Origin of the sequence: Paenibacillus sp. LK1, from assembly GCF_002750415.1 — a bacterium.
GTDB lineage: Bacteria > Bacillota > Bacilli > Paenibacillales > Paenibacillaceae > Paenibacillus > Paenibacillus taichungensis.
Map to the genome: position 1 here is coordinate 1 of NZ_PEII01000021.1, position 24,928 is coordinate 24,928.

At 47.5% G+C, this 24,928-nt stretch carries 18 protein-coding genes; 15 read left to right on the forward strand and 3 right to left on the reverse strand.

Annotated elements, in window-relative coordinates:
- Positions 1-411: 411 nt before the first annotated feature.
- The 4 genes from hpf (at position 412) to CS562_RS30305 (ending at position 6,821) form a co-directional block, all read left to right on the forward strand.
- Complete coding sequence (gene hpf, locus CS562_RS30290; protein ID WP_072733587.1) at positions 412-975, forward strand: ribosome hibernation-promoting factor, HPF/YfiA family; 564 nt, start codon at positions 412-414, stop codon at positions 973-975.
- A gap of 780 nt (positions 976-1,755) precedes the next feature.
- Positions 1,756-4,260 carry a preprotein translocase subunit SecA gene (secA, locus tag CS562_RS30295; protein WP_076287627.1) on the forward strand — a complete coding sequence of 835 codons (2,505 nt, stop codon included), beginning with the start codon at positions 1,756-1,758 and terminating at the stop codon, positions 4,258-4,260.
- A gap of 442 nt (positions 4,261-4,702) precedes the next feature.
- Positions 4,703-5,816 (forward strand): peptide chain release factor 2 gene (prfB, locus tag CS562_RS30300; RefSeq protein WP_099859210.1). Its coding sequence is split into 2 segments (ribosomal slippage): positions 4,703-4,774 and positions 4,776-5,816, totalling 1,113 coding nucleotides; the frame shifts between segments, so codons are not numbered across the junction.
- Between the two features lie 99 nt (positions 5,817-5,915).
- Complete coding sequence (locus tag CS562_RS30305; protein ID WP_076287629.1) at positions 5,916-6,821, forward strand: YitT family protein; 906 nt, start codon at positions 5,916-5,918, stop codon at positions 6,819-6,821.
- 202 nt (positions 6,822-7,023) lie between these two features.
- Here the strand turns inward: CS562_RS30305 and cls are convergent, their stop codons facing one another.
- Positions 7,024-8,472 carry a cardiolipin synthase gene (gene cls, locus CS562_RS30310; protein WP_099859211.1) on the reverse strand — a complete coding sequence of 483 codons (1,449 nt, stop codon included), beginning with the start codon at positions 8,470-8,472 and terminating at the stop codon, positions 7,024-7,026.
- Between the two features lie 330 nt (positions 8,473-8,802).
- On the opposite strand from cls, the gene argC reads away from it, so the two are divergent.
- From argC to argH, 7 genes are all read left to right on the forward strand, one after another.
- On the forward strand, positions 8,803-9,852 hold the full coding sequence (gene argC / locus CS562_RS30315; protein WP_072733584.1) for an N-acetyl-gamma-glutamyl-phosphate reductase: 1,050 nt from the start codon (positions 8,803-8,805) through the stop codon (positions 9,850-9,852).
- Between the two features lie 116 nt (positions 9,853-9,968).
- Positions 9,969-11,207, forward strand: a complete 1,239-nt coding sequence (gene argJ / locus CS562_RS30320) for a bifunctional glutamate N-acetyltransferase/amino-acid acetyltransferase ArgJ (protein ID WP_099859212.1) — start codon at positions 9,969-9,971, stop codon at positions 11,205-11,207.
- A gap of 325 nt (positions 11,208-11,532) precedes the next feature.
- Positions 11,533-12,372 (forward strand): acetylglutamate kinase, encoded by an 840-nt coding sequence (gene argB / locus CS562_RS30330; RefSeq protein ID WP_099859214.1) that lies wholly within the window; start codon positions 11,533-11,535, stop codon positions 12,370-12,372.
- A 504-nt stretch (positions 12,373-12,876) separates the two neighbouring features.
- Entirely contained in the window at positions 12,877-14,133 is a 1,257-nt protein-coding gene (locus tag CS562_RS30335) for an acetylornithine transaminase (protein ID WP_099859215.1), read from the forward strand.
- 200 nt (positions 14,134-14,333) lie between these two features.
- A complete protein-coding gene (gene argF / locus CS562_RS30340; RefSeq protein ID WP_099859216.1) occupies positions 14,334-15,302 on the forward strand; it encodes an ornithine carbamoyltransferase in 969 nt (322 codons plus the stop codon).
- Between the two features lie 85 nt (positions 15,303-15,387).
- Positions 15,388-16,623, forward strand: coding sequence for an argininosuccinate synthase (locus tag CS562_RS30345; protein WP_076287634.1), 1,236 nt, complete (start codon positions 15,388-15,390; stop codon positions 16,621-16,623).
- 105 nt (positions 16,624-16,728) lie between these two features.
- Complete coding sequence (argH, locus tag CS562_RS30350; RefSeq protein ID WP_099859217.1) at positions 16,729-18,132, forward strand: argininosuccinate lyase; 1,404 nt, start codon at positions 16,729-16,731, stop codon at positions 18,130-18,132.
- 211 nt (positions 18,133-18,343) lie between these two features.
- Here the strand turns inward: argH and CS562_RS30355 are convergent, their stop codons facing one another.
- Positions 18,344-19,132: an alpha/beta hydrolase gene (locus CS562_RS30355; RefSeq protein ID WP_076287635.1), complete on the reverse strand. Its 789-nt coding sequence runs from the start codon at positions 19,130-19,132 to the stop codon at positions 18,344-18,346.
- A gap of 221 nt (positions 19,133-19,353) precedes the next feature.
- Here CS562_RS30355 and CS562_RS30360 point away from each other — a divergent pair, with 221 nt between their 5' ends.
- From CS562_RS30360 to CS562_RS30375, 4 genes are all read left to right on the forward strand, one after another.
- Entirely contained in the window at positions 19,354-19,977 is a 624-nt protein-coding gene (locus tag CS562_RS30360; protein WP_099859218.1) for a YhbD family protein, read from the forward strand.
- A gap of 14 nt (positions 19,978-19,991) precedes the next feature.
- A complete protein-coding gene (locus tag CS562_RS30365) occupies positions 19,992-20,717 on the forward strand; it encodes a polymer-forming cytoskeletal protein (protein WP_099859219.1) in 726 nt (241 codons plus the stop codon).
- A gap of 36 nt (positions 20,718-20,753) precedes the next feature.
- Positions 20,754-21,458: a hypothetical protein gene (locus tag CS562_RS30370; protein WP_099859220.1), complete on the forward strand. Its 705-nt coding sequence runs from the start codon at positions 20,754-20,756 to the stop codon at positions 21,456-21,458.
- Positions 21,459-21,531: 73 nt separating this feature from the next.
- Positions 21,532-23,091 (forward strand): MDR family MFS transporter, encoded by a 1,560-nt coding sequence (locus CS562_RS30375; protein WP_076287639.1) that lies wholly within the window; start codon positions 21,532-21,534, stop codon positions 23,089-23,091.
- 158 nt (positions 23,092-23,249) lie between these two features.
- On the opposite strand, the gene CS562_RS30380 is transcribed toward CS562_RS30375, so the two are convergent.
- Complete coding sequence (locus tag CS562_RS30380; protein WP_099859221.1) at positions 23,250-24,683, reverse strand: VanW family protein; 1,434 nt, start codon at positions 24,681-24,683, stop codon at positions 23,250-23,252.
- Positions 24,684-24,928 lie beyond the last annotated feature (245 nt).

A 24,928-nucleotide genomic window follows, 5' to 3' on the forward strand; every position in this document is an offset into this window, starting at 1 on the left:
AAATGCTGTGATTGAGTCCTTCCAGTCAGAGTAGGACAATTATAAGCACTGCAGTAGTAGAAGGCAAAAGCTAAAGAAACGAAATTTTTAGTGTTTAATATAGTTCGGAAAATATATTATTATGTAGCCTTATGGAGAGAGAGAACCTCCATAGGGCTATTTTTCTATGAAGTATACCCTAATAGATTGAGCAAGCTCCAAAACGGTTAATTACATCATCAAGCGCCTAATAAGACCATCCATGTAATTAACGATTATGCCTCAAAATGGTGAAATATCGCGAAATATGGCGGTAAGCCTATGTTGGCTGATGTGGCTTGAACAGATGTCATTATTCGGTCACCGGGAGTTTTTACATGGCGCTTACATTCGTGTTATAATGAAGTGGCAAAGGAAAAGGAGGAGTGCCCTATGAATTTAAGTATTCGAGGTCAACAAATCGAGGTTACCGATGCTTTGAAGGATTATGTCGACAAAAAGTTGAGTAGACTCGAGAAGTATTTCGATGCACCCCTTAACTCTGACGGTGCTGTTACCCTGAGCACGACGAGAGGCTTGCATACAGTAGAGGTGACGATCCCTTTGAAAGGAATTGTGCTCCGCGCCGAGGATGAGAGCGACGATATGTACGCTTCCATTGACTCCGTGGTGGACAAGCTGGAACGTCAGATCCGTAAACACAAAACGAAAATAAACCGTAAGTTCCGCCAGGAAGGCAGCCTGAAAACTCTCTTCGTTGAAGACCCAACAGGTACAGTGGCTACCGCTGAACTGGATACGGAAACCGAAGATGATGACCTGGAAGTGGTGCGGACGAAACGGTTTATGTTGAAACCAATGGACGTGGAAGAGGCTATCCTCCAAATGAACATGGTCGGTCACAATTTCTTCGTATTCTCCAACATTGAGAACGAAGAAGTCAGCGTTGTGTATAAACGGAACGATGGTAAATACGGTTTGATTGAACAAGGTTAAACCATTGAATTGAAAATGAAAAATGATTCCTTAATGATAACGAATGAACACAGGGACTATAGTCTTCTGTATTGAATTAAACTAACAAGAGCCTCCATCCTTTATGGGATGGGGCTCTTTTGTGCGTGGATGGGCTGGAAAAAAGTCGCTGAAGCAAGATTGTGAAACTATTTCCCATGTTACTGCGTCTAATAGATAGTAGGAATGAGACCAATCCGTGCAAAGTGAATGCAAAATTATAAGTGCTCACGGAGAAGTCGTTAAAGATGTATTCTTTTTCTCTATATTGAGATTTTCATCCAAATTTACCACCAAAATTCGTTAACATGCCTTATCTAACTGGAAAATGAAACGATAGAATCCAGGGCTTCCGCTAACGACTATGATTTTTTGCACTTAAACTCCATCGGAGAGGCTTCAGAAGTTCAAAGAAGTGTGCCGTGGCGTGTTGCGGCGACCCTTACAAACTGTTACAATTTATGCAAGAGAATCATTGTCCTGATGAGGAATTGTCAACGAATGATCGCTAATCATAATCAATGACAGGCACAGCACCATGAACATGATTCATAAGGCTCGGTATTCGGCTTATTTCTAATAACCGGATCCGGTTGAATACCGAATCAGCTTCATGAGGAACCTTGGCAAGCCTGGAGTTGATTCATTTATATTATTTTTTATATCGTTTGTCACCCCCGGGCAAGTGGATACATATCCATCCGATGGTGTCGCGCGGCGGCAGCAGGGGGTCTATTCTGTTTTGCACGAAAGGGGTATACCATGCTAGGACTTGTCAAAAAGATCTTCGGCGACATGAACGAACGTGATGTTAAACGTCTGATGAAGACAGTCGATGTGATCAATAAACTGGAACCACAATTTCAGGCTCTGTCTGATGAACAACTGAAATCCAAAACGGAGGAATTCCGTGCCCGTATTGAAAAGGGAGAAACAACAGATGAACTTCTTCCTGAAGCATTTGCAACCGTACGTGAGGCATCTCGTCGTGTACTGGGCAAACGTCACTATGACGTACAGATGCTCGGAGGCATTGCCCTTCATGAAGGCCGGATTTCAGAGATGAAAACGGGTGAAGGTAAGACACTGGTAGGAACACTCCCGGTATACCTGAATGCATTGATGTCCAAAGGTGTACACGTGGTAACGGTCAATGATTATTTGGCTCAACGGGATAGCCAGGAAATGGGACAAATTTATGAATTCATGGGCATGACGGTAGGGGTTAACCTGAGCGGTATGGACCATGCTTTGAAACAACATGCTTATGCATGTGATATTACGTACGGTACGAATAATGAATTTGGCTTTGACTATCTGCGTGACAACATGGTGTTGTACAAAGAGCAGATGGTACAACGTCCATTGTTCTTCTGTATCATTGATGAAGTGGACTCCATTCTGGTCGATGAGGCACGTACACCTCTGATCATTTCCGGACAAGCTCAGAAATCGACAGATCTGTACTATGCAGCTGACCGTTTCGTGAAACGTCTGGTTCCAGAAGAAGACTTTACGGTGGACATCAAGGTGAAATCCGTAGCGCTGACAGAAGCTGGTGTAGCGAAAGCTGAGAAAGCATTTGGTATCGAAAACTTGTATGATCATGCCAATGTTACGCTTAACCATCACATCGTACAGGGATTGAAAGCCAATGTAATCATGCGTCGTGACGTCGATTATGTGGTGAGTGATGAAGAAGTACTGATCGTCGATGAGTTCACAGGCCGTTTGATGGCAGGACGTCGTTATAGCGATGGATTGCACCAAGCGATTGAAGCCAAAGAAGGTATTGAAGTACAGAACGAGAGCATGACACTTGCTACGATTACATTCCAGAACTATTTCCGGATGTACCGTAAGCTTGCGGGAATGACAGGTACAGCGAAGACCGAGGAAGAAGAATTCAAAAAAATCTACGGTCTCGAAGTATTGCAGATCCCAACCAACCGTCCAAACAAACGGGATGATATGGCTGATGTGGTGTACAAGAGCATCGATGGCAAGTTCAACGCGGTTGTGGAAGAAATCGTGGCACGTCACAGCAAGAACCAGCCGGTTCTGGTGGGTACGGTTTCCATTGAAAACTCCGAGCGTATTTCCGATATGCTGAAACGCCGTGGTGTCCGTCACCAGGTATTGAATGCCAAATATCACGCTGAAGAAGCGGAAATCATCACAGGAGCTGGACAAGCTGGTGCAGTAACGATTGCAACCAACATGGCTGGACGGGGTACGGATATTATCTTGGGCGAAGGTGTAGCTGAAGTGGGCGGCCTTCATATCATTGGTACAGAGCGTCACGAATCCCGCCGGATTGATAACCAGCTGCGTGGACGTGCAGGACGTCAGGGTGACCCGGGTTCTACACAGTTCTACCTGTCACTGGGTGACGAGCTGATGAGACGTTTCGGTGCAGACAATGTACTGAACATGATGGAGCGTCTTGGTTTTGAAGAAGACCAACCGATTGAGAGCCGGATGATTACCCGTGCGGTAGAGTCGGCACAAAAACGGGTTGAAGGTAATAACTTTGACGTACGTAAAGTCGTTCTCCAATATGATGATGTCATGAACCAACAACGTGAAATTATATATAAACAGCGCCGCGAGGTGCTTGAGTCCGAGAATATCAAACAAATCGTTATGGATATGATCAAGCCTTCCATTGAACGTATTGTAGAAGCTCATTGCAGTGATGACATTCCGGAAAACTGGGAACTGCAGGAAGTTGCCGACTACATGAACAGCAAATTGCTGGATGAAGGCTCTGTAACGAAAGATGATCTGTGGGGCAAAGAAGCAGAAGAGATTATCGACTACCTGTTTGAGAAAGTTCAGAACAAGTACAATGCACGAGAAGAGCGAATCGGTGAAGAGATGGTTCGTGAGTTCGAGAAAGTGGTTGTGCTTCGCGCAGTAGATAGCAAATGGATGGATCATATTGATGCGATGGATCAATTGCGTCAAGGTATCCACCTTCGTGCCTACGGCGGTACAGATCCACTGCGTGAGTACCAGTTTGAGGGCTTCGAAATGTTCCATCAGATGATCGCTTCGATTCAGGAAGAAGTGGCAACTTATGTGATGAGAGCACAAATCGAGAGCAATCAGGAGCGTCAAGCGGTTGTTGACGAAAGCCAGATCTCGACAAGCGGCGAGCCTACGGAGAAACGTCCGGTAAAAGTGTCTGACCAAATCGGACGCAACGATGCTTGTCCATGTGGCAGCGGCAAAAAGTTTAAACACTGCCACGGTCAAGAGTAGTTAAACGACTCTCTTATATTACCCTGTATATAAGTTCGATCTAAATTTTTTACACCATAACGGAGAGTGCAGAAGCAATCTGGAGAAGCAACGCGTTCGCATTTATCACCGGATTTTTTCCTTGTGAGAGGGAATTAAGAAAATCTGGGGATAAGAGTGATCGGAAGATGCTACTGCAATCGGAGTGGTAAGGTGTAACCAATGCTGGCTCAACTTAAATAGAATGACATGAACGGCTCCTTGCAGCCGGGTATTCCAAATGATCAAGTGAAGGATGCATAACCTGTAATTGGTGCATAGTTATAACTATGTGATCAAGATCATGGAGAAGAGGATTGCCGACATAAAGGTAACCTAGACTCCAAGGTGAAGCATCGGATACTTGATCTGGAGGAATGCCCTGGATGCGGGGAGCTTATCTTAATGAAAAGAGGAATTGCACATGATCGATCCAAGCGTGAAGCAGGACCTGCGTGAAATAGGCAAGAAACTAACAAATCTTAGGGGGTCTCTTTGACTTAGATCTTAAGCAAGAGATGATTGAGAACTTCGAAGTGAAGATGTCCGCCCCTGATTTCTGGGATGATAATGATAAGGCACAATCCTTAATCGCCGAGCTGAACGCGGTGAAGGGATCTGTGGATCAATACACCAAGCTGCAGCAGGATTATGACGATGCGGTCATGATGGCAGAACTGGCTGACGAAGAAGGCGATGATGATCTGGCCGTGGAGATCGGTAACAGCGTGACAGCCATCGTGAGCAAGGTAGAAGAGTTCGAGCTACAACTTCTCCTGAATCAGCCGTATGACAAGATGAATGCCATTCTCGAGCTTCACCCGGGTGCTGGTGGTACCGAGTCACAGGACTGGGGACAGATGCTGATGCGGATGTATACACGCTGGGCCGAGAAACGTGGTTTCAAGGTTGAGGTGCTGGATTATCTGGCAGGAGATGAAGCAGGAATCAAGAGTGTCACGCTATCCATCAAGGGGCACAATGCTTATGGGTATCTGAAAGCCGAAAAAGGTGTCCACCGATTGGTGCGAATCTCACCTTTTGACTCCTCAGGACGCAGACATACTTCCTTCGTATCCTGTGACGTGGTTCCTGAGATTGATGACACGATTGAATTGGACATTCGAACAGAAGATCTCAAGATCGATACGTACCGTGCGAGCGGCGCGGGTGGACAGCATATCAATACCACTGACTCAGCTGTACGGATTACTCACCTTCCAACAGGTGTGGTTGTAACGTGTCAGAATGAACGGTCACAGATTAAGAACCGTGAGCGAGCGATGACGATGCTTCGTTCCAAATTGTATGAACGTAAAATCGAAGAACAAAAACAACAGCTGGACGAAATCCGAGGAGAACAGTCGGATATTGCGTGGGGTAGCCAGATTCGGTCCTATGTGTTCCATCCCTATAGTATGGTAAAGGATCACCGTACGAGCGTGGAGACTGGAAACACAGGAGCAGTAATGGATGGCGACCTCGATGGATTCATCGATGGTTATTTGCGCAGCCAGATTAAAGTAGATACCGATTAATCAAAAGTTCCTGTATAGACCCGATACGTGTAGGCGTATGCTGGGTGTATACAGGGGCTTTTTTTTGAGCATATATACAAAAAAGGAGAGCAAGATGACATGCAACAGCAACAACCGTTACACAATAACCGCAAGAAGAGGCTAACTACGCTCATTCCCCTGAACGGCCCATGGAGAAACGTTGTAGATACCGTATCCATTATTTTAGGTTCGTTTTTAATTGCCGTGGCCTTTAATTTATTTTTACTTCCGAACCAGATTGCTTCAGGTGGGGTATCCGGGTTATCGATATTGGGCAAACATTGGCTGGGGCTTGAGCCGGCATACACCCAGTGGGCTATTAATATTCCGCTTCTGATCGCGGGTTTTCTCCTGATTGGCAAGCAGTATGGAATACGTTCTGTACTCGGCAGTATTGTACTGCCACTGTTTGTATACCTCACGAAAGACTGGGCCATTCCAACAACGAATCCGCTACTTGGTTCACTCTATGGAGGAATTGGGGTTGGTCTCGGGATTGGAATCGTATATCGGGGTAGAGGTTCAACAGGGGGCATGAGCATTCTGGCCAGGATCGTTCAAAAATATAGTGGACTGAGTTACTCTCTTTGCGTTGTGATGATGGATGCTACGGTCATTATTATGGCTGCCTTTGTATTGTCATTGGAGCAGTCACTCTTTGCTCTGATCGGATTATACGTTACCGGAAAAGTCATAGATGCCGTCGAGATGGGGCTTGGTAACTCGAAGGTAGCTTATATTATTTCCAACCAGACCGAACCGATTACGAAGGTGATTCTGGATGATCTGGATCGCGGACTGACGAAGCTGGAGGCAAAAGGTGGTTACACCGACGATCAGCGCACTGTACTGATGGTGGTTGTCGGACAGAATGAGGTGCCTAGACTGAAAGCTTTGATTCGGTCCGTGGACCCGGGGGCTTTTGTCATTATTAGCAATGCGCATGAAGTACTGGGCGAAGGCTTCAAGCGTGGGGAATTGTAAGGTACAGCGAGTAGGCACCTATAAATCAAACTTAACATTCACATGATAACGGAGAGCGGTGTAGAGGTCATTCGTTAACTTATAAGTAGAAAGTAAATTTATAATCAAAAAAAGCAGGTACTCCTCCACCAGACATGGCTGGAAAGGAAGCACCTGCTTTTTGTTTTTCTTTTGACTGATAATCCTTCTTTTACTACTGTATCTAGAGAATTGGAGACAGCAGACGAGAGATTGCTTCTTTGAAGCGGATCTTCACACTGCGTTTATTGTATTCCTCTAACGTCATCTCACGGGATACAAGAAGATCATGCTCAAACGTCTGCACAAGAGTAGTCGCAATCGCCTCGTCATACATAAATGCATTTACCTCAAAGTTCAATCGGAAGCTGCGGTAATCAATATTAGCGGTTCCCACGGATGCGACCATACTGTCGATAATGAGCGTTTTGGCATGAATAAAGCCGTTATCGTAGATGAACACGGTTGCTCCCACCTTTAACAACTCACCGATATAAGATAGCGTAGCCCAATATACGAAGGCGTGATCCGGTTTATTTGGAATCATAATGCGAACATCGATTCCTGACAGGCACGCAAGACGAATGGCTTCGAATACACTGGCATCTGGAATAAAATAAGGGGTCTGAATCAGAATCGAATGTTTGGCTCCATTAATCATTTTCAGATAACTGTTCTTGATATGCTCTGTCTCTGCATCCGGTCCGCTGGATACAATCTGCATAGCAGTTGTTCCTGTGCCCTCAATATGAGGGAAATGCGCCGGAACATACGGTGTATCGTGCTGCTTAGACGCTTCATTCCAATCGAGAAGAAAACGGGTCTGAAGAGCATGAACAGCATTACCCTGAATACGCAAATGAGTATCGCGCCAGTAACCGAACTTGGAATTCAAGCCGAGATATTCATCCCCTACATTAAACCCGCCTGTATATCCAAGGTTGCCATCAATGATGACGATTTTACGGTGATTTCGGTAGTTCATACGCAGGTTGATCAGACTGAATTTGGATGGGAAAAAGACCTCAACCAAACCGCCTGCTTCGCGCAATTCTTTGAAAAAGCGTTTGGATACCCGCCGCGATCCCAGCGCGTCATACAGCAGACGAACTTTGACACCTTCGCGCGCTTTACGAATAAGTGCATCCCGGATTCTTTTGCCGAGTCGGTCACCTCTATAAATGTAGTATTGCACGTGAACATGATCTTTCGCTGCCTCGATATCATCGAGCAACCGCTGGAATTTGTCTGTTCCGTCGGTAATAATCTCGACCGCGTTGTCTTCGGTCAACAGAGCATCGTTCTGCTTCAGGTTCATATAAATCATGTCCTGACTACTCTCTGTCGCTTGATTACGGAAAGGTGTTCTATTGTCTTGCAGCTGTGCAAGCTGGGCAGCAATACGTTCTTCAAGCCCAAGCTTCTTGCGCTCTTTCCACTGGAAAAGTCGGTAGCGCGTCAGGTTTTGCCCTGTTAATAAGTAGAGTACAAACCCGAACACCGGAATAAAGTTCAAGACGAGCAGCCAAGCCCAGGATGCACTGGCATCCTTTCGTTCGAAGAAAACGACCGCTGCAGCGAAAATAATATTCAGGCCCAGGAGTACAACAAGTAAAATGGATTCGATATGCACTGTAGTCCCCCATGTCTCATAATGACCATCATGAATCCATTCATAAACCCTTCATCGTGTAGATTGATTATGAATTAGACCCTGGTTGTAATGTTTCCTATAATACGTATTTTAGCAGAAGTATACGGGTTCGTCCGCAGATGTTGGAAAGATATGTTCGGAAGCGATGAGAATCCATGTAAAATTGATGATAGAGTGTTGTATTTATATAACTAGAGTCGTATAATAATACACAAATATGCATAGAAGCGACGGAATTGCTGTATGAAAGCTCATTGGGAGCAGGAGAACAGTATAAGTAGCGCATACGACAAGATTGGGGGAGCGAGAGTGAATAACAAATTAAAAGTGGCAATCGTCGGTTCCACCGGCTACGGCGGGGTGGAGCTGATTCGTTTTTTCCAGAACCATCCGCAGGTTGAAATTACTTCGGTAATCTCTTCATCCAGCAGTGGTGAGTCCATCGCAGATGGATTCCCGCATTTGACGGACGTGATTCAGAGGCCACTCGACGGCGTAGACCCGGCTGAGATCGCAAGTCGTGCAGATCTGGTGTTCACAGCAACCCCGTCTGGTGTAAGCGCAAAGCTCGTTCCGAGTCTGCTTGAAGCAGGTCTTAAGGTCATTGATCTGTCTGGAGATTTTAGACTCAAGGATGGAACGGTTTATGAAGAGTGGTATAAACATCCGGCACCATCTGCATCATTGCTGGAACAGGCGGTATACGGCATGGCAGAGGTGTATGGCGACGAAGTGAAGGGCAAGAACTTTATTTCCAACCCAGGTTGTTACCCAACGGCTACGTTACTCGGATTGATTCCAGCTGTTGAGGCAGGATGGATTGACCCTTCCAGTATCATTATTGATGCCAAATCCGGCGTATCGGGTGCGGGACGGGGAACAAGTTTGACGAATCATTATGCAGAAATGAATGAGAACTTCAAAGCATATAAACTGAACAAACATCAGCATATTCCCGAAATTGAGCAAGTGCTGGGAAATATCACTGGCACTCCAGTCACAGTAACGTTCACAACTCAACTGGTGCCGATGACGCGTGGAATCATGAGCACGATGTATGCCAATTTAACTGGTGAACACAGTGACCGTGAAATCGTTGATCTGTACCGCAAATATTATGAGAATCGGCCGTTCGTGCGTGTACGTGAGCCGGGGATCTGGCCTTCAACGAAGGAAGTGTACGGATCGAACTATTGTGATATCGGATTTGCAGCTGACCCTCGTACAGGTCGTTTGACGATTATTTCGGTCATCGACAACCTGGTAAAAGGTGCATCCGGGCAAGCCATTCAAAATATGAACCTGATGATGGGATGGGAGGAGAACCTCGGGCTGAACATGACTCCAGTATATCCATAAGGGTTGAATCATTGGGAGAGCGTCTAGACGCAATTCCGATACAATGTGGGGAAAACGGATCAGGCAAAGCAAGCGGACAATCGGCATGCAGCCGAACGCATAACGGGGGATAACATATGGGAACGAATGTGGAGCAAAAGGCTTTTACTATAGTTGAGAACGGAACGATTGTAACCCCGCGCGGGTTCACTGCTGGTGGACTGCACTGCGGATTGAAAAAAACGTCTCGTAACGACATCGGAGCGATCCGCTGTGACGTGCCGGCAACTGCAGCTGCGGTGTATACAACGAACGTATTCCAAGCCGCACCTCTGAAAGTCACACGTGAGAGCTTGAGCAATGGATGCCTTCAGGCAGTCATCGTGAACAGCGGGAATGCCAATGCATGTACTGGACAACAAGGTGAAGAGGATGCCTACGCCATGCGTACGGCGGCCGCACGTGAGTTGGGTGTAGCAGAAGAGGATGTTGCAGTCGCTTCTACAGGTGTCATTGGTGAATTGCTGAAGATGGACGCTGTACACTCGGGGATTAGCGGACTTCCGGCACATTTGGGCAAGGAAGCAGAAGAGGCGGAGCATTTTTCCCAAGCTATTCTGACAACCGATTTGGTGAAAAAAGAAGCCTGCGTCTCCGTTGAGGTGAACGGCAAAACGATTACGATTGCTGGTGCCGCCAAAGGATCGGGGATGATTCATCCGAATATGGCGACCATGCTGGCTTTTATGACTTCTGATGCAGTCATTAGTGCAGAAGCGTTGCAGCGCCTGCTGCGTCAGGCGACCAATCATACATTTAACATGATTACAGTGGATGGAGATACAAGCACGAACGACATGCTTGTAGCCATGTCCAGCGGTCTGGCAGGGAACGAAGAACTGACCGTGGAACATCCGGATTGGGATGCTTTTGCTGCCGGATTCACTTATGTGTGCGAAGTGCTTGCCAAAGCCATTGCGCGCGATGGCGAAGGAGCAACCAAGCTGGTAGAAGTACAGGTAACGGGTGCCGTAAGTGATGAATCTGCGCAAGCTATTGCTAAGACCGTCATTGGGTCCAGCCTGGTGAAATCCGCCATGTTTGGCGCGGATGCCAACTGGGGACGAATCATTGCAGCTGTAGGGCGTGCAGGACAGCCGGTGAACCCGGAGACCGTTGATATCCGTCTGGGTGACATCTCTGTACTTGAACAATCCCGTCCAGTCGTATTCGACGAAGAAGCGGCGCTGGCCTACTTGCAGACCGATACCGTACGCATTGTGGTCGATCTGCACCACGGCGACGGAACAGCCATCGCTTGGGGCTGTGACCTGACGTACGACTATGTACGAATCAACGCGGCATACCGCACGTAATAAGCAACTATTTATATTTACACGTTAACGGAGAATGCTGCTTTCCTATGAGTAGCTGCTTCGTAAAATATGTTGAAAATGTATAAGGATTGAACTTTCTTTGGTGGTTGATAACTGCGAAGGTAGTGGAGAAGGCGGAATCGATTCTGTAGAAGCAAAGCGTTCGCCTTTGTCTCCGGGTTTTCCCCTCAAAAGAGGGGATTCAAAAAAACCTGGAGACAACAGCGATCGAAAGAACGATCCGGATTCGGAACGTCAGCCGAAGAATATTGCATCAATGAAGTGTTAATCTCGTTAAAACATTTGAATTGAAAGGAGTGCCCTCATGAATTCAACATTGCAAAATGAGAGTATCGGAACAGAGGCAGGTGCTGAGAAGCAGACGTTTGTAATGAAATGCGGAGGCAGCACGCTGGCGGCGTTGCCTGAATCCTTTTTTGCAGATCTGCGTGATTTGCAGTCCAAGGGAACACAGCCTGTCATCGTACATGGCGGCGGTCCTGCGATCTCGGATAATTTGGCGAAGCTGGGCATTGAGACCGAGTTTGTGAACGGATTGCGTAAAACAACGGAACCCGTGCTGGACGTCGTAGAGATGGTTCTTGCGGGAAGTATTAACAAACAGATCGTCCGCCTGATCCAACGAGTTGGTGGACACGCGCTGGGATTGTCGGGTGTGGACGGTGGTCTGATCCAGGCAAAACCGGTTAGCAACCATGCAGAGATTGGTTGGGTAGGTGACGTAACAGGCGTTAATGCGGAGATTATTCAAGGCATCGTAAACATGGGATATATGCCAGTTATCGCGCCAGTTGGTGTGGATGCCTCTGGCCAGCGTTATAACATCAACGCAGATACAGCCGCAGGTGCGGTAGCTTCCCATCTCGGAGTGAGTCGGATGATCGTAGTGACCGATGTCCCTGGCATTATGAAGAATGTAGGTGGCGAGAAAAAAGTGCTGCCATCCGTCTCTGTACAGGAGATCGAGGATATGATCCAAACCGGAGAAATCTATGGCGGCATGATTCCAAAGGTACGTGCAGCCATCGCTTGTATTCACGGCAAAGTGCGTGAAGTCATCATCGTAGATGGAAGCGAACCACAGATTCTGAGCCGTGTGCTTGGCGGAGAAACCATCGGAACCCGAATTATCCGTATGCAGTAAGGTGAAGTTGTGATAACCAGAGGAATCAACATTATGTACACGGCATTTTTTATATAAGATGAACTGGACATGACACGAGAACGGAGAGTGCAGAACCAATCTGAAGAAACAAAAACGCCAGAACGGAGAGGACAGAAATAACCTGAAGAAGCGGAGCGTGCGCCTTTATCACTGGATTTCCACCTTTAAACAATTAATCAAAGAAATCTGGGGATAACAGCGATCGGAAGGTTGTTCTGTCATCGAAGNAAAAACGCCAGAACGGAGAGGACAGAAATAACCTGAAGAAGCGGAGCGTGCGCCTTTATCACTGGATTTCCACCTTTAAACAATTAATCAAAGAAATCTGGGGATAACAGCGATCGGAAGGTTGTTCTGTCATCGAAGTGGGAGTATGCATATGTTCGGAAGGTGGACTGCAATCGGAGTGGCCTTGTGGAAAGTAGGTTTAGCTTATATGGTTTGCCTAGTGTACTCATACCAACAAATAAGGAGTGATAGGTGATGGCAAAAGGCAATGAACTGCCAGGTTCTGGCACAGCAGTAGCGGGCGTAGCAGCGACAGGTGTAGCGGCACAGACGGAAAGCTCTCTTTTCCAAACGTATGCACGTTATCCAATCAGTTTGGTCAAAGGTAAAGGCAGCTGGCTGTGGGATGATCAGGGCAATCGTTATCTTGATTTCACGTGCGGGTTGGCTGTAACGAGTCTGGGCCATGCACCGGAGAAAGTCGGAGCCAAGCTGAAAGCTCAGATTGATGAGCTGTGGCATGTATCCAACCTGTTCCAGATTCCAGGTCAGGAAAAAGCAGCGGCTTTGTTGACAGCAAATACGTGCGCAGACGCCGTATTCTTCTGTAACAGTGGTGCAGAAGCGAATGAAGCGGCAATCAAACTGGCTCGTCGCTATCACCAGAAGGTAAAAGGCACAGGTCGGTACGAAGTCATTACATTTGCCCAATCCTTCCACGGACGGACACTCGCAACTTTGACAGCAACTGGGCAGGATAAAGTGAAAGAAGGATTTTTGCCATTGCCAGCCGGATTCGTAACCGTACCATTGCATGACACAGCGGCTCTCGAAGCGGCGATCGGACCCAATACAGCAGCAATTATGCTGGAGATGGTGCAAGCCGAGGGTGGCGTGCATCCGGTCAAACCAGATTTTGTCCACCACGTTCGGAAACTGTGTGAAGAGCACGGACTGCTGTTGATTGTAGACGAAGTACAGACCGGAATGGGACGTACAGGCAAACTGTTCGCGCATGAGCATTATGGCATTGAGCCGGACATTTTCACGGTAGCCAAAGGTATTGGTAGTGGATTCCCTGTAGGTGCGATGCTAGGTAAAGGTTATCTGAAGGATGCGTTTACTGCAGGCAGTCATGCAACAACATTTGGCGGTACACCGCTTGCTTCCTCTGTTGTCATTGCAACGATTGAAACCATGCTCGAGGATCACCTGCCAGAACGTGCCGCTGAAATGGGTGAATACCTGATGAACTCTCTGCGGGAGCGTTTGGCTGGTAATTCGTTTGTAAAAGAAGTTCGGGGTATGGGCCTGCTTGTTGGAATCGAATGTGCTGAAGCGGTAGGCGACATCGTGCTTGCTGGTCAGAAACGAGGCATTCTCTTTGTTTCCGCAGGACCGAATGTCATTCGTCTGCTTCCAAACTTGTATGTGAGCAAGGAAGAGATAGATCAGGCGGTATCCTTGGTAGCTATGTTGATTGAAGAGCATGTGGCTGCGAAGAACGCTTAATAAGACTTTATACAACCTTTCTGACTCGGGGCCTTCAGGGGCCTCGAAGCGGAACCAAAATGATGATTCATGAATCCCTGTAGCCGCGCGGTAAACTAGCGGAAGATGAAAGTGAGCAGCCGGATGGCAAGATCTCAACCTTCTACACTCTTCTGCCCATGCGGGTGCAGGGAACCGGAAATAAGGAGGACAACACTAACATGACACAAGCGCAACAGACGGAAAAGGTACAGAAGGTCAATCTTAGAGGCCGTGATTTTATTGAATTTACAGATTATACAGCGGAGGAAATCCGTTATTTGCTGGATCTTGCGATTGAGATTAAAGGCAAACAAAAAAACGGTGTGCCGTATCAGCCACTGCAAGGCAAAACGATCGGACTCATTTTTGAAAAATCATCTACACGTACCCGTGTATCTTTTGAAGTCGGTATGTTCCAACTGGGCGGACACGCGCTCTTCCTGAGCAAAAATGATATCCAACTCGGTCGCGGAGAAACGACACATGATACAGCCAAAGTCCTGTCACGTTACCTGGACGGCATCATGATTCGTACCTTTGGACACCATAATGTGACTGAACTGGCACAACATGCGGATATTCCGGTTATTAACGGACTGAGCGATGCAGCACATCCATGCCAAGTACTCGCAGATTTCCAAACTGTGCTGGAGCACAAAGGAAAGCTGGAAGGGCTGAAAATGGCTTATGTCGGAGATGGCAATAACATGGCGCATTCCCTTATGCTTGGTGCAGCGAAGATGGGTATGCATGTTGCAGTAGCGACTCCGGAAGGTTATGAGCCTGACAGCGCAGTTGTAGAGCAGGCGCGCAGCATTGCACAGGAGAGCGGCTCACAGGTGACTGTAACGTACAGTGCTCAGGAAGCTGTGAAAGATGCGGATATCGTGTATACGGATGTATGGGCGAGCATGGGTTTTGAAGAAGAACAGAAGATTCGTGAACAAGCATTCGCTGCGTATCAGGTCGATGAGGAACTGATGAAAGGCGCGAAGCCGGATTATATGTTCCTGCATTGCCTGCCAGCTCACCGTGGAGAAGAAGTGAGTGCTGGAGTGATTGACGGGCCAAACTCCCTGATCTTTGATCAGGCGGAGAACCGACTGCATGCGCAGAAAGCATTGATGGCTGCGTTAATGAGTGAATAGATGCTGTTTGCCTGAATGGGTTGATTTTAGGCACAGATTTCGCGATGATAGATTAAGCAACTGAACTTGGGGAGGACCATCGAACATGGCTAAGGAAAAAATTGTACTCGCTTATTCTGGCGGGTTGGACACATCTGTAATTTTGAAATGGTTGAAAGAAACATATGATGCGGAGATTATCGCATTTACGGCGGATATTGGACAAAAGGATGAACTGGACGGCCTTGAGGAGAAAGCTCTCGCTACAGGTGCTTCCAAAGTGTATATTGACGATCTGCGTGACGAGTTCGCCAAAGATTTCATCTATCCAATGTTCCAAGCTGGTGCCCTTTATGAAGGACAATACCTGCTTGGCACAAGTATCGCACGTCCACTGATCGCGAAACGTATGGTCGATATCGCTCGTGCAGAAGGCGCTACAGCGATTGCTCACGGCGCTACGGGTAAAGGGAATGACCAGGTTCGTTTTGAGCTGAACGCAGCTGCGCTGACACCAGATATTGAAGTCATCGCGCCTTGGCGTCTGGAAGAATTCCGCAACCAGTTCCCAGGACGTGCGGAGATGATCGCTTACGCTGAAAAACATGGCATTCCGGTAACCGCATCGGCGGCTAAACCTTACTCCACAGACCGTAACCTGCTGCATATCAGCTATGAGAGCGGCGTGCTCGAAGATCCTTGGTTCGATCCAAGTGCGGACGAGAACAAAGACATGTTCCTGCTCAGCAGCGCACCTGAAGATGCACCGGATCAAGCGGAATATGTTGAACTTGAATTCGAACAAGGCGACTGTGTTGCACTGAATGGTGAGCGCTTGAGCCCACTGCAAGTAATGGAGCAACTGAATGAGCTGGGTGGCAAACATGGTATCGGCCGTGTGGACATGGTAGAGAACCGCTTCGTCGGCATGAAGAGCCGTGGTGTATACGAGACACCAGGTGGAACGATTCTGTTCACGGCACACCGCAAAATGGAATCCATCACGATGGACCGTGAAGTCATGAACCTGCGTGATAGCCTGATCACACGTTACAGCACACTCGTATACAACGGCTTCTGGTTCGCACCGGAACGTCTGGCGCTGCAAGCCCTGGTGACCGAAAGTCAGAAAAATGTAACAGGTACCGTTCGTGTGAAACTGTATAAAGGCAACATCATCGGCGCAGGTGTGAAAAGCCCTGTCAGCCTGTACAACCCGGACATTGCCACAATGGAAGCTGATCCAACACAAGCATACGATCAAGGGGATGCAACGGGCTTTATCCGCCTGAACGCATTGCGTTTGAAAGTAAATTCCGGTGTGGAACAAAACAAAAACTAATTTCATCATGCATATAAAGCATCACGATAATAACTGACAAGGCGGGCCGTTCTTGCACATCTGGCAGGAGCGGCTTTGTCCATGAGCGAAAGGGGAGTACTCACTGTGAGCAAGCTGTGGGGAGGACGTTTTACCAAACAAACCAATCACCTCGTTGAGGAATATACAGCGTCAATCAACTTTGACAAAGCGTTGGCCGAGGAAGATATTCAAGGAAGTCTGGCTCATGTCACGATGTTGGGCAAATGTGGAATTCTGCCAGCAGAGGATGTAGAGACGATCAAGGAAGGTTTGATCACTGTTCTGCATAAAATCCGTGCAGGCGAAGTGGAATTCTCCGTATCGGATGAAGACATCCACATGAATATTGAGAAAAACCTGATTGAGACTATCGGCCCTGTAGGTGGCAAATTACATACGGGACGCAGCCGGAATGACCAAGTGGCAACGGATATGCACTTGTACTTGCGTGAGCGCGTGGTTGGGTTTGTTGGCATGCTGCATTCGTTGCAGGAAGCGCTGATCGGACAAGCCAAAGACAATCTTGATACGATTGTACCGGGGTATACCCATCTTCAACGTGCACAACCAATTCTGTTCGCCCATCACCTGATGGCGTATGTATCGATGTTCCAACGGGATGCAGAGCGTCTTATGGACAGCTACAAACGCATTAACGTGCTGCCACTGGGTGCAGGTGCGCTTGCAGGCACAACGTTCCCGATTGACCGTCATTTTGTGGCGGAACAGTTGGGCTTTGATGGAGTATATGAGAATAGTCTGGACGCAGTAAGCGACCGTGACTTTATCGTGGAGTTCCTGGCAGCCGCTTCACTGATCATGACTCACTTGTCCCGTCTGAGTGAAGAGTTGGTCCTGTGGAGCAGCACGGAGTTTGGTTTTGTTGAACTGGATGATGCATTCTGCACGGGCAGCAGCATTATGCCACAGAAGAAAAATCCAGACGTACCGGAACTCGTTCGTGGTAAAACAGGACGTGTGTATGGCAACCTGATCGGTTTGCTGACAGTACTGAAATCTCTACCGCTCGCTTACAACAAGGACATGCAGGAAGATAAGGAAGGCATGTTTGACACGGTAGCGACGCTGGAAGGCGCACTTCAATTGTTTGCTCCGATGATTGCAACGATGACGGTTAACAAGGGTCGGATGCGTCAAGCGGTCAATCAGGATTTCTCGAACGCTACAGATATTGCGGACTTCCTCGTGGGAGAAGGTTTGCCTTTCCGTCAGGCGCATGAGGTTATCGGGAAAACAGTATTGTATTGTATCCAGAACGGTAAGTATCTGTTGGATCTGACAATCGATGAATTCCGTCAGTTCTCCCCGTTGTTCGATGAGCGTATATACGATGTGCTGCAACCAGAAGCGGTTGTAAATGCTCGTAATGTGTACGGAGGAACGGCTTCGAACCAGGTGGCTGAGGCGATTGGACGGAGTGAAAAGGTGCTTGAAATTACAGAGCAATGGATCACCAATCGGGGTTAATAACGGATTTACTATAATGAAATAAAGATATATAACGCAAAAAAGCAGGCCGAGATTTTCTTCTCAAGGGCCTGCTTTTTTTTGTGTATTACAACAATCGGAAGGTTGTTCTGTCATTGGAGTGCCAGTGTAAATATTCACTAGTTGAACTTATATAGTTCTTTCTGTACATATCCATCTAAAATGCAATGGCTTCATTTAAATTTCTCGACTACTTACGTTCACGCAAAGGCAACCATTTCAGCACATTCTGGATCTTCTCGTCCCAATATCCCCAGTCATGTCCACCGGGTTCTTCCTCGTACGTCAGCTGGAAATCGGTCTGTGCACAAGCTTGACGGAACGCTTGATTCTCGTCATACAGGAAGTCCTCTGTCCCACAGCATTGGTAGAGCAAAGGTTTTGGACCCTGACTTGCTTTGCTTTCTTCGAGCAGATGCAGCAAGTCATTCTCCGAACCTTTAATTTCTGCTCCGAAAATCCGTTTGAACTCAGCATCACTTAATGCCTTAACAATTCGGTTATCCATATGCGCTACCATGTCGAGTGCTCCAGACAAACTTGCCGCAGCGGCGTATTGCTCCGGTTTGTGAAGTGCCAGCTTGAATGCTCCGTAGCCACCCATAGACAAGCCAGCAACAAAGTTGTCCTCACGTTTGTGTGATAGCGGGAAGAAGGAACGTGCAAGTGCAGGCAGCTCTTCACTGATGAATGTCCAGTAGCGTCCGCCTTCCGCCATATCCGTATAGAAGCTGCGATGTACCTGAGGCATCACAACGGCAATACCAAGGTCCGCAACATATCGTTCGATGGATGTACGGCGCAGCCAGATGGAGTCATCATCCGATAGCCCGTGCAGCAGATACAGCGTGGGATGTAACCCTTGGCCGGATACGTTCTCCATGCCAATCTGATTGTGGGTCTGTTGTGGAAGAATAACATGCATACTGGTGCTTAGACCAAGCGTGTCAGAGTAAAAGTCACATTTAATAAGTGCCATATATATGAGAAACCCCTTTCATAAGTCCATTAACGATGTGTTCTGACCCGATTCAATAGGATGGGATCTGAATCCATAATGGTTCCATAGTGTCTATAATAAACAGGTTATACGCAAAGTCTTTTCATTGCAATAATAAGAAATTCACAACTAGTTATTCACCTTATTTACAACGTAACAATGTTATGTTACACTGTTTTCAACACAAAGGGGGACCATATATGACGGATGATTTGATCTCCAAAAAAGAATTGCTGGACCTGACGGGTATCTCCTACGGCCAGTTGTACCGCTGGAAGCGGAAGAATCTCATTCCGGAGGAATGGTTTATTCGGAAGTCGTCCTATACGGGACAAGAAACTTTTTTTCCAAAACAACAGATTTTACTGCGGATTGACAAGATTCTCAATATGAAAGACGGCTTGTCGCTGGATGAACTGGCAGACGTGTTTTCACCAACTTTGGGTGAAGTGGAAATGTCCGCTCAGGAGCTGTTAGAGCGAAACATTGTTTCGATCATTTCGCTTGAGCTATTGAAAGAAGCAGGCCGGGAGCGGCCGTTGTATGCTTTGGAGCAGATCATGATGCTTTATGTACTTGATAAGCTGCTAATGAGCGGAGATGTTACCCGCCAGGAGGGTACGCTGCTGATCGATGTCATGTCCGAGCATTATTATCGTTTCACAGGCAAACCAAGCGAACTGGTGCTTATTCGCAAGATGGGTATCCCTTCATTCTTGCTGGTAACGGCAGGAACAGAGCTTTATTTTGACAATGGAGTGAAGGTCGTTCTCAGGCAGCCAATGGGGACGTTCATGGAAGAGTTAAAACTCAAATTGGGATAAGGAGAGGATCATATATGGAGGAACGTAATTTGCGAAATGATCTGAACGTAGCGGGCATGAGCCAAACGGCAGGCGGGAATTTTCACCGGGTATCCATCGATGGCATGGCTAAAGTAAATGGTAACCTGGACTGTACCTCCCTGAATGTGAATGGAACCTTGAAGATGCACGGTGCTTTGAGCTCTGAGAGTGCAACGATCAACGGTATGTGCACGCTGAACGGCCCCTTGATTAGTTCACGTGTTCGTGTGGATGGCTTAACAACCATTAACGGAGACCTCCGAAGCCCTGAGCTCGAAGTCAACGGGAAGTGTACTGTTCGTGGACGGGTTGATGGGGAACGCATTGATATTGGTGGCGTGATCGATATTGAAGGCGACGTACAATGTGAGTCTTTGAACGTACAGGGCAATATTAAAATTAGTGGCTTTCTGAATGCGGGAACGGTAGAGATCAGGCTGCATACATCTTCTTCGGCGAGAGAGATTGGCGGGGAACGCATTGATATTCGGCGTAAGGAACAGACTGGTTTTTGGAAAAGTATTGGCCTGGGCGGTACCCCATCCTTCAAGACATCCTTGATTGAGGGGGATGAAATCGTGCTGGAAGATACCGAGGCTGATATTGTTCGTGGCAGCAAGGTTCATATCGGTCGTGGCTGTAACATCAGGTTGGTCGAATATTCGGGTGAACTAGAGGTTGATCCAGACGCTAAGGTGGGCAGCAGTCAGCGGATTTAAATTTTAATTTAAGTTTTGACCTGGAGAGAAAGGGATGTGATCGATTTGAATAACCATTTTGCTGGTTCATTGGATAAAAAGCATGACATTAGCATCATCGGCGACGGCAGTTCTTCTGGCGGTGTGTACGGCAAGGTCAAGGTAGTGGGAGATTCCTCATTTAACGATAATCTGTTCTGTGATCAATTCAAATGCACCGGCACATCCGTTATATATGGATCTCTTGAATCAACCGATATCAAAATTACGGGAACCCTTACCTTGAAAGAGCGGTCTGCTGTTGGTTCCGATGAGCAGGAAGACAATCATGCTTCTAACCTGTATGCAAAAGCTGAACATATGAAAGTGGTAGGCGAGCTTCATGTATCAGGTGATTGTCAGGTGGAGAATATGAAGTTGAATGGCCGTTTTACGATAACGGGTATGCTCAGTGCCGAAAGTATGACACTTAAAATTATGGGTCCATCCGAGGTCAAGGAAATGGGCGGTTCCATCATTTCAGTGAAGAATTCGCGGGGAAAACTGCTGGAGGGTTTGTTCACTGGTAACAAGTCTATTCTCAAGGCCAATCTAATCGAAGGCGACGAAATTGAACTTGAGAACACGGAGGCCGAGGTTGTACGAGGAGATAAAATAAAAATTGGTCCAGGCTGCCGGATTGGTACGGTAGAATACCGCTCTTCTCTGCAAATTCATCCGCAATCGGAAGTTTTGGTGCAAAGCAATCGGTCCTTGGACTGATTATCCGCCGTAACTTTTCGGATATACTAATTCAGTCATATGAATCGGATGTGAATGGGAGAGATTGAGTAGAATGGCTACACGTAAAAATAATATTGGATTGGTGCTGGCAGGGTTACTGCTAAGCATACTGATGGCTTCGATGGACAATACCATCGTGGCAACAGCTATGGGCGATATTGTCGGGAAGCTGGGTGGGCTCGACAAGTTCGTCTGGGTGACCTCCGCTTACATGGTGGCCGAGATGGCGGGTATGCCAATCTTCGGTAAGTTATCCGACATGTACGGACGGAAAAAGTTTTTTGTTTTCGGAATACTGGTATTTATGCTCGGATCTGCATTATGTGGAACGGCAACATCAATCGTTGAGCTGACGATGTACAGAGCTATTCAGGGTATTGGTGCGGGTGCATTGGTGCCGATTGCCTTTACAATCATGTTTGATGTGGTCGCACCGGAATCACGGGGTAAATTGGGCGGTTTGTTCGGAGCCGTGTTTGGTTTATCCAGCGTATTTGGTCCACTACTGGGTGCTTACATCACGCAGTATGCGACATGGGAATGGGTATTTTATATCAACCTGCCGCTTGGTCTGATCGCGTTTGTGTTTATTGCATTTTTCTACAAAGAATCCCATCAGCATCAATCCCAACAGATTGACTGGCTTGGTGCAATCACACTGATTGGTGCGGTAGTCTGTCTCATATTTGGGCTTGAACTGGGCGGCAAAACGTATGCTTGGGGCTCGTGGCAGATCCTCGGTTTGTTTGCCGGATTCGTGGTGCTAGCATTGCTCTTCCTGTTTGCAGAAACGAGAGCCAAGGAACCCATTATCTCCTTCGGCATGTTCCGCAACCGGGTGTACTGGTCCAGTAACGTTATTGGCATGTTCAGTGGTGCGGCGTTTATTACCGCATCCGTGTATATTCCAATCTTCATCCAGGGGGTACTCGGTGGCAAAGCGACCAATTCTGGTCTCGTATTATTGCCCATGATGCTGGGGTCCGTTGTGACGGCTTCCATGGGTGGGGTACTGATGACCAAAATCAAATATCGCAACATTATGATTCCTACGCTGGCGTTGCTGGTGGTTGGTCTTGGATTGCTGACAACGCTGGATGAAACTTCGTCTCTATGGACGATACGTATATTCATGGTGATGATTGGACTCGGTGTCGGGGCGTCATTCTCGGTACTCAGCAATGCAGCCATGAACGCGTTTGAACCGCAAAGACGCGGAGCAGCAAGCTCCACACTTAACTTCCTGCGTTCGCTTGGGATGACGATGGGCATTACGATTTTTGGTATCGTGCAGAGCCAGGTATTTACGCGTAAAATGAATGATGCCCTCGCCGGATCAGCGGCAGAAGCGGGTGGCGCTGGTGCTCCTGCAGGCGGTATGCCTCAGGGAGTGGATCTGAGCGATCCACATGCGCTGCTGTCGCCAGAGCTGAGAAAGGCGATTCCGCCTCAGGTTCTGGACACCATTACGCATGCGTTGTCTTCATCCATCGTGCAGCTCTTTGCCTGGGCTGCGATCCCGGCTGCACTCGCGTTGATTGCTGCTTTCTTTATGGGTAATGAGAAGATGGTTATCGGCGAGGAGCAGAAAGAGTACACAGGCGGACATTAAAGGTATCAGTCTAATCAAACCTAATATGTATCTGTAAAATAAACCAAAGACACATCTCTCAAGGGACCCAGAATGGGGAATAGGAGATGTGTCTTTTTCTATTTGTTATTACGTTTGCTGAGTGGAGCCTATCCATGTGCACGCATGTGATAGTAAGATTAAGGCTGTTTCGTGTCGCTGATGCCATCTTCTACGACAGAAGGCTCCTTGGGATCAGGCAGGTTAGTATGACCAGAGCGGGCAATCAGGCGATTCTGGGCTTTGTATGTGTCACGTGTAATGGTCTTGGATTCGACGATTTTACCATCCACCTTCTTGGTGCGCATCGTCTCTACAATATATCCAGGTTGACCGTTCTGGAGCACCTGCTGAGCACCGTCAGGCAGTACGTTGCTCGATACATATTTCACGGGAGCACTTAATGTCTCAATTGTACGGGATTCCAGTGCATAACTGACGTTCTCCGGGAAGGTGCCGAAAAATTTGACCGTTAAGCTTCCACCTTCCACTTTGGCATGAATGAGCAGGGACTTGCCAGTATTGTTTTTGAACCGAAAATTGATGGAACCTGAGGCAAACGTGGCATCCAGTCCCTTCGGCAAATATTTGACGGGCAAGGAGTGGTTGCGGCGTTCTACGATGTCCAGTCCGGTCAACAAGGCTGCATTGTAAACCGTACTCGATACCTGGCAGATACCGCCCCCAATACCGGGGGTCAGTTGCCCATTCACGATAACCGGGGCTTCCCGGAAACCATAGTCTTCCTCGGCCTTCTTAATGACCTTCTCATAATCAAAAGTACCATTTGGCGGCAAAATCATGCCGTTAACGGCTTGCGCTGCTGCGCTGACGTTATGTATCCGGCCTGCACTGCTGTTTCCAAGGCCAGTGGAGAACTGAATGATCTTTCGGTCAATTCCCTCTTGGCGCAGCGAATCGAGAGTCACTTCGGGTTGCAGCGTATACAACGGCAGCTGAATCAACAGCGGGTTTGGCTTTGCATCATGGTCCAGTGGAGTGAAATCCCGGTGCAGTTTAGCCTGCATCAGGCTCGCGAGTTCATCCCAGGCGATCCGGCGGACGCCTTTTTCCGGGATGTACTGGACCTTGTCACTTGCGGTAATGCGGCGAACAGCGTTCGCGGGTGTACCGAAGGTTTCCTTTTCCCAGGCAGGGGTAAGATGCTCTCTCAGTGATTTTGAATTATACGTCAGCTTGAGGGACCACTCCTTAATGAAGTGATATCGGGCATAAGCGCGCTCCCACAGATTGCCTTCATCCAGTTGCTGCACAGCTGTCCGGAAGTCGTCAGCACTGTAGCTGGCGCCTGTCTGGGCGGCGGTGAACATCAATGTTTTTGGTGTAGGATCGTCAATTTCAAGGGTGATCGGCCATGCTTCCATTTGTTTTAATCGTTCATCCAGTGCTGGTAGAACTTCCTTGCGATTCACGCCCTCAACCGACCACTCCCCAACACGTACACCTTCTGGTAGCGCGGGTTGGTTCACGTACATATACAGCAATCCATAGGACGCGGAACCGATTAAAAGGATGGAGAACAGTGCAATGACCATCAAATGTATTTTTTTCATATCCGAACGCTCCTTTGTACTTCTGTTGTTCCGCATTTCGTAACACTTTCCATATATATGATCCAATGATGGAAAACTTTCGGGTACTCAATAGGTAACAAATTTGTTACAATAAAATTCATATGAATCCATGCTTCACCATCGAAAAAGGGGTGAAATGGATTTTCCCTGATGAAATTCAGGTCTTTTTAAAGGAAATGCCGGGATTGTGTCGAAATGATAATGGCTAACTATGCAACGGGAAG

Excerpts from the sequence above, each read along its gene's own strand:
- hpf (WP_072733587.1), top strand. The coding sequence starts at position 412 with ATGAATTTAAGTATTCGAGGTCAACAAATCGAGGTTACCGATGCTTTG.
- secA (WP_076287627.1), top strand. The coding sequence starts at position 1,756 with ATGCTAGGACTTGTCAAAAAGATCTTCGGCGACATGAACGAACGTGAT.
- CS562_RS30305 (WP_076287629.1), top strand. The coding sequence starts at position 5,916 with ATGCAACAGCAACAACCGTTACACAATAACCGCAAGAAGAGGCTAACT.
- argJ (WP_099859212.1), top strand. The coding sequence starts at position 9,969 with ATGGGAACGAATGTGGAGCAAAAGGCTTTTACTATAGTTGAGAACGGA.
- argB (WP_099859214.1), top strand. The coding sequence starts at position 11,533 with ATGAATTCAACATTGCAAAATGAGAGTATCGGAACAGAGGCAGGTGCT.
- CS562_RS30335 (WP_099859215.1), top strand. The coding sequence starts at position 12,877 with ATGGCAAAAGGCAATGAACTGCCAGGTTCTGGCACAGCAGTAGCGGGC.
- argF (WP_099859216.1), top strand. The coding sequence starts at position 14,334 with ATGACACAAGCGCAACAGACGGAAAAGGTACAGAAGGTCAATCTTAGA.
- CS562_RS30345 (WP_076287634.1), top strand. The coding sequence starts at position 15,388 with ATGGCTAAGGAAAAAATTGTACTCGCTTATTCTGGCGGGTTGGACACA.
- CS562_RS30355 (WP_076287635.1), bottom strand. The coding sequence starts at position 19,132 with ATGGCACTTATTAAATGTGACTTTTACTCTGACACGCTTGGTCTAAGC.
- CS562_RS30360 (WP_099859218.1), top strand. The coding sequence starts at position 19,354 with ATGACGGATGATTTGATCTCCAAAAAAGAATTGCTGGACCTGACGGGT.
- CS562_RS30365 (WP_099859219.1), top strand. The coding sequence starts at position 19,992 with ATGGAGGAACGTAATTTGCGAAATGATCTGAACGTAGCGGGCATGAGC.
- CS562_RS30375 (WP_076287639.1), top strand. The coding sequence starts at position 21,532 with ATGGCTACACGTAAAAATAATATTGGATTGGTGCTGGCAGGGTTACTG.
- CS562_RS30380 (WP_099859221.1), bottom strand. The coding sequence starts at position 24,683 with ATGAAAAAAATACATTTGATGGTCATTGCACTGTTCTCCATCCTTTTA.